The sequence below is a fragment of the Saccharomonospora iraqiensis subsp. iraqiensis genome (assembly GCF_000430445.1).
Classification (GTDB): domain Bacteria; phylum Actinomycetota; class Actinomycetes; order Mycobacteriales; family Pseudonocardiaceae; genus Saccharomonospora; species Saccharomonospora iraqiensis.
Genome location: NZ_KE387071.1, coordinates 1 through 2,878, shown reverse-complemented (window position 1 = coordinate 2,878; position 2,878 = coordinate 1). Strand labels below are relative to the sequence as shown.

2 protein-coding genes and 1 pseudogene are annotated in these 2,878 nt (G+C 71.5%); 2 read left to right on the top strand and 1 reads right to left on the bottom strand.

All coding sequences use genetic code 11. The features are described 5' to 3' along the window. Positions 1-272 (top strand): annotated as a pseudogene (locus ACTIR_RS0107835) (hypothetical protein); the annotation flags it as partial. Between the two features lie 21 nt (positions 273-293). On the opposite strand, the gene ACTIR_RS0107830 reads toward ACTIR_RS0107835, so the two are convergent. Further along, complete coding sequence (locus ACTIR_RS0107830) at positions 294-1,766, bottom strand: pyridoxal-dependent decarboxylase (RefSeq protein WP_026453853.1); 1,473 nt, start codon at positions 1,764-1,766, stop codon at positions 294-296. Positions 1,767-1,846: 80 nt separating this feature from the next. On the opposite strand from ACTIR_RS0107830, the gene ACTIR_RS0107825 reads away from it, so the two are divergent. Next, positions 1,847-2,878, top strand: a 1,032-nt coding sequence (locus tag ACTIR_RS0107825) for a tryptophan--tRNA ligase (protein ID WP_052583774.1), incomplete at its 3' end; no start/stop codon positions are given.

The window sequence follows — 2,878 nt, the reverse complement described above, 5'->3', positions numbered from 1 at the left end:
CCCACCGGCCGGGCGTGCCCGCGGTGCGGCGGCTGCCGTGGCCCGTCGCCGCGTACGGCGTGGGCATCGTCGCCCTGACGGTCGGCAGCAGCGGACTGCCGTTCATCAATCCCCGGGTGCTGCTGATGGCCGCACCCGCCCTGCTGCTCCCGGTGGCACTCGACCTCGCCGACCGGCACCCCGGCACCCGCGTCACGGTCGTGGCCGCGTGGGTCGCGCTCGGGTCGTGGCTGTCCGCCTACGCGCTCACCGTCTGGCCGCACGCCCTCTGATCCGGGGCGGGGCAGCCCCCGTCACACCCCCTCGGCCGCGATCCGGTCGTACTCGGCCGTGACGCGGTCCCACGCCGCCAGCACGTGGACACGTTCGGTGGCCGGGGCACCGATGGCCATGCGCAGCACCACGTCCTCGCCGACCCGGGTGTGGCTGAGATACAGCTCGCCCGAGTCGTTGAGCCGCTCCAGCAGGGCCGTCGTGGCCTCGTTCGCCCGCCCGGCCGGGAGCGGACGACCGGCCTCGTCGCTCCACACCGGACGGATGCACACCAGCCCGAACGGGTGCGGGGTGACCACCTCGAAGCGGGGGTCCGCCGCCACCAGCGCGGCGAGCTCGTCGGCGAGTCCGATGCCGCGCCGGATGTGGGCACGCAACCCTTCCGCGCCGTACCAACGGATCACCGACCACAGCTTCAGCGCACGGAACCGGCGGCCGAGCGGGATCTGCCAGTCCCGGTAGTCGATCACTTCCCCCGAACTCGTCGCGGCGTTGCGCAGGTACTCCGGCAGGATCGACAGTGCCTCGATCATCGGTGTCCGGTCCGCCGTCCAGAGCACCGAGCAGTCGAAGTTGGTCAGCAGCCACTTGTGCGGGTCGGTCACGTAGGAGTCGGCGTACCCGGCGACACCGTCGTTGATCCCGCGCAGCTCCGGACACACCGCCGCCACCCCCGCGTAGGCGGCGTCGACGTGCAGCCACACGCCGTGTGCCCAGCACACCTCGCCGATCCGCCGCACCGGGTCGATCGCGGTCGTGGAGGTGGTCCCGATCGTGGCGCAGACCATCGCCGGTCGTGCGCCCGCCGCGACGTCGGCGGTGAGCAGCGCGTCGAGGTGCGCGGGGTCCATCGCCAGGGTGGCCGGGTCGACGTCGACGAACCGGACGTCGTCGGGGGCGAGGCCCGCGATACGGGCCGCCTTCTCCAGCGACGAGTGGGTCTGCGACGACACGTACAGCGTGTACCGCCCCGCGTCCGCCGCACCGGGTGCGCGGGGCGGCCCGTCCCCGGCGCGGTGCAGCGCGGCCAGCAGGGCCACCAGGCTCGCGCTGGAGGCGGAGTCCTCGATCACCCCACCGCCCGCGGCGTCCGTACGGAACGACGCCGGCAGTCCGAGCAGTTCGGCGAGCCAGTCCACGACCACGGTCTCCAGCTCGGTGCAGGCCGGGCTGGTCGCCCACACCATCCCCTGCACCCCGAGCCCGGAGGAGAGCAGGTCCCCGAGGATCGCGGGCCCGCTGGTGTTGGCCGGGAAGTAGGCGAAGAAGCTCGGATGCTGCCAGTGCGTCAGCCCCGGCAGCACCACCCGGTCGAGGTCGGCGAGCACGTTCTCGAACGGTTCCCCCTCCTCCGGAGGGTGCTCGGGCAACGCCGCCCGGACCTCACCCGGCCGTGCCGGGGAGCGCACGGGGTAGGACTCGATCGAGTGGAGGTAGTCCGCGATCCGGTCGACGACCTGCTTGCCGTACCGCCGGAACTCCTCGGGGGTCATGTGCTCGCTCACCCGACCAGGCTAAACGGGCGGTCGACGGGCGGACGGGGTGCGGCGACACGGTCGCTAGAATGGCGCCCATGTCCGTGCCCTCCGAGTCCACCGGCAGCGTCTCCCCCGGATCCACCGGGAGGGTGTCCCTGACCGGCATCAAACCGTCCGGGGAGCCCCATCTGGGCAATCTTCTCGGTGCGATCCGGCCCGCGCTGCGGTTGGCCGAGGAGTACGACTCGATGTACTTCATCGCCGACTACCACGCGCTCACCAGCATCCGGGACCCCGAGCTGAAGCGCCACTACACGCGGTCGGTCGCCGCGACCTGGATGGCCGCCGGACTCGATCCGGAGCGCACGACGTTCTACCTGCAGTCCGATGTGCCGGAGACCTTCGAGCTGACCTGGATCATGTCCTGCGTCACCGGGAAGGGCCTGATGAACCGCGCGCACGCCTACAAGGCCGCACGCGACCGGAACGTCGAGGCGGGCGAGGAACCGGACGCGGGCATCAACATGGGGCTGTACAACTACCCGGTGCTCATGGCGGTGGACATCCTGATCATGGAGACCGACGTGGTGCCCGTGGGCAAGGACCAGGTGCAGCACGTGGAGTACGCCGCCGACATCGCGGGCAGCTTCAACCACCTCTACGGCGACCACTACACGTTCAAGATCCCGCGGGCGATCGTCCCGGAGGGGCCCGCGGAGACGCTGCCCGGCCTGGACGGCCGGAAGATGAGCAAGTCCTACGACAACACCATTCCGCTGTTCCTGCCGGAGAACAAGCTCAAGAAACTGGTGCGCCGCATCCCCACCGACAGCACCCCGGTGGAGGACCCGAAGGACCCGGACGGCGCGGCGGTGTTCCAGATCCTGGAGCAGGTCGCGCCCGCGTCGGCGGCCGACGTCGTCGCCGACACCCGCAAGCGCCTCGAAGCGGGCGGCATGGGCTGGGGTGAGGTGAAGAACGTGCTGTTCGAGGTGCTCAACACCGAACTCGCCCCGATGCGCGAGCGTTACGACGCGCTCATGGAGCCCGGCAGCGAACTGGACGACGCCCTCGCCCGTGGCGCCGAGCGTGCCCGCGCGCGGGCGGGCCGGGTGCTTTCCGCGGCG